This window comes from Pseudonocardia sp. McavD-2-B (assembly GCF_024124365.1).
In the GTDB taxonomy this organism is placed as follows: Bacteria; Actinomycetota; Actinomycetes; order Mycobacteriales; family Pseudonocardiaceae; genus Pseudonocardia; species Pseudonocardia alni.
In genome coordinates this window covers 1-2471 of sequence record NZ_JAMXSG010000455.1, presented here as the reverse complement: position 1 = coordinate 2471, position 2471 = coordinate 1, and the positions used below count along the sequence as shown (strand labels likewise).

Below are 2471 nucleotides of genomic sequence, written 5' to 3'. Positions count from 1 at the left end.
GCACCGCGGTGCCCGGCCCGCCGTCGCCCGCTACCTGGAACCGGTGGTCGCGGCCCGACCCGACGACGTGGGCGCGCGGACCCGGCTGGCCGCGGCGCTGGCCCAGCACGAGCCGGAGCGCGCCGTCGCGCAGCTGCGCGACGCGCTCGACCGGGCCGTGGACCTGCCCTCGCGTGCCCAGGCCGCCGTGCAGCTGGCCATGACCTCGCTGGCGGTGCAGCAGGCCCCCCGTGCGGTGCGGGTGCTGCAGGACGTCCTGGACACGATGGACCGCGAGTTCCCGGCCGACCCCGGTCCCGAGGCGACCGAGCTGCGCACGCACGTGGAGGCCGCGCTGCTGGTCGTCGGGCTCGATGAGAAGAAGACCGTGGCCGCGACGATCGACCGGATGGGACGGATGGCCCGGCCAGCCGGCCGCACTCCCGCCGAGCGCCAGAAGCTCGCGATGATGACGGTGACCCTGGCGATGGACGGTGACGACGCGGCCGCGGCCGTGGACCTCGCGCGCCGGGTGCTCCTGGTCGACGAGGCCACCCTCGGCGGCTGGGCGGTGCTGGCCTCGTCGCTGGTGCTGCGGCTGGCCGACGAGGTCGAGGAGTCGACAGCGGTGCTCGACCGGCTCGTCGTGCAGAGCCGCGAGCAGGCCTCGGCGTGGACCTACAGCCTCGCCGTGGGGACCCGCGCGACCAACCACGTCGTCGTCGGGGGCCTGGCCGAGGGCGAGGCCGACGCCCTCACGGCGCTCGACATCGCCGAGCAGGAGGCGTGGCGGGGGAACACCGTGGTGCCGACGATCGCACTGGCGAACGTGCGCCAGCAGCAGGGCGACCCGGAGGCGGCGCTCGAGCTGCTCGACGGGATCGTCCGGCCCCGGCTCGAGGACTTCGCCTGGGAGTACCACGACTACCTGATGGCGCGGGCGGGGGCGACCGCCGACGTCGGCGACGTCGACCGGGCCCTGTCGACCTACCGCCGCTGCGGGGACAGCCTCGACGCGGCCGGTATCGCGAACCCCGTCCTGGCGCCGTGGTGGGTGCACGCCGCCGTCCTGCTCGCCGACACCGGCCGGGCGCACGAGGCACACGGGATCGTCGAGGGAGGCGCCGAACGGGCGGCGCGCTGGGGGACCGGCCGCGGGCGGGGGCTCGCGCTGCTGGCCCGCGGTGTGGTCACCGCCGGTCCGCGCGGCGAGGACATGCTCCGGGAGGCGGTGGAGGTGCTCGAGGGCTCGCCCGCCCGGACCGAGCTGATCCTCGCCCACCACCTGCTGGGCCGGGCGATGCTGGTGTCCGACCACGCCGAGGACGCCCGCGAGCAGCTGCGCCGGGCGGCGACCCTGGCCGCCCGGTGCGGGGCGCTGCGGGCGGCCCGGGTCGCCCGGGAACTGCTCGTGCAGGCCGGTGGCCGGATGCGTCCGCCCACCGGCTCCCCGCTGGACCCGCTGACCGGTGCCGAACGCCGGGTGGTCGCCCTCGCCGCCGAGGGCGCCCGCAACCGCGAGATCGCGGAGGCGCTGTTCGTCACGCTGCGCACCGTGGAGGTCCATCTCACCAGCGCGTTCCGCAAGCTCGGCGTCACCGACCGGGCCGCCCTGGCCGGGATCGTGGATGCCGCCCGGGTCCGCAGCGCATGATCGACGGCGTGTTGCGCGAACGGGACGCCGCCTGCGCCGAGCTCGACCGCGCCCTCGACGCGCTGGTGGCGGGGGGATCGCCGTTCGTCGCGATCACCGGCGAGCCCGGTACGGGGCGCTCGGCCCTGCTCCGCCGTGCGTCGGGGCGTGCCGCCGACCGCGCGGTACGGGTGCTGTCCGCGCGGGCCGTCCCCACCGAGACCGGGTGCCCGCTCGCGACGGGCCACGGTCTGGTCGAGCGGCTCGGCCCGGTACCCGCGCCGCCCCGGTCGGGGCCGGTGGGCGCCGACGTCCTGCACGAGTGGTGCCGTGCTGTGCTCGACCTCGCCCGCACCGGCCCGGTGCTCCTGGTCGTCGACGACCTGCACTGGGCCGACGAGGACACGGGACAGTGGCTGCAGATGCTGCTCCGGCGACGGCGCGAGGCGCCGGTCGGCCTTCTGGTCGCCCTGAACGGCACGCACGACGGTCTCGGCTGGGCCGTCTCGCCGACCGGCCCGTCGGACGTCGTGCTGCGGACGGGGCCGCTCTCCCTCGGCGCGGTGCGGGAGGTGGTCACCGCCGAGTACCCGACGCCTCCCGACCGCGCTTTCACCGTCCTCGCCCGTCGCTGCACCGGCGGCAACCCGGCGGTGCTGCGGGCGACCCTGGCCGGGCTCGACCGCGCGGTGCCCCCGACCGCGGCCGCCGTGCCGGAGCTGGTGCGTCGCGCGGCCACCGCCCGGCGCGACCACGTCGCCCGGGTCCTCGACGGGCTGCCCCCCGCCCTGGTCGAGGCGTTGCGCGCGGCGGCGGTGTGCGGATCCGAGCTGCAGCCGGTGCGACACCGGGTCGGCGG

Annotated in this window: 2 protein-coding genes; both read left to right on the top strand. The window is 77.3% G+C overall.

The window, feature by feature from the left end:
• The coding region (locus NH602_RS30105; protein ID WP_253069594.1) for a LuxR family transcriptional regulator at positions 1-1633 on the top strand (1633 nt) is incomplete at its 5' end.
• An 8-nt stretch (positions 1634-1641) separates the two neighbouring features.
• Positions 1642-2471: AAA family ATPase (locus tag NH602_RS30100; protein WP_253069593.1), on the top strand; the 830-nt coding region annotated here is incomplete at its 3' end.